Consider the following 250-nt stretch of genomic DNA (forward strand, 5'->3'; position numbering starts at 1 on the left):
GATGGCGGCGGTGTCGGTGCCGAAAGCCCGCCGGGTCAGGAACCAGCCCATGTGCGAGCGGAAGAAGCCGTGCTGTACCGGAGAGTGCAGATCGGCCGGCTGGTCGGAGTTGCGGTGATGATGCCGATGATGTGCGGCCCACCACAGTGGCCCGCGCTGCACGCTCATCGCGCCGATCACGGCGAACACGAACTGCATCGGCCGTGAGGTCTTGAAAGCCTTGTGCGAGAAGTAGCGGTGGTAGAAGCCG

Annotated in this window: 1 pseudogene; it reads right to left on the reverse strand. The window is 65.2% G+C overall.

The window, feature by feature from the left end:
• Positions 1-250: pseudogene (locus FLQ44_RS16450) on the reverse strand (hypothetical protein); the annotation flags it as partial.

Origin of the sequence: Vogesella mureinivorans (assembly GCF_007644035.1) — a bacterium.
GTDB lineage: Bacteria > Pseudomonadota > Gammaproteobacteria > Burkholderiales > Chromobacteriaceae > Vogesella > Vogesella mureinivorans.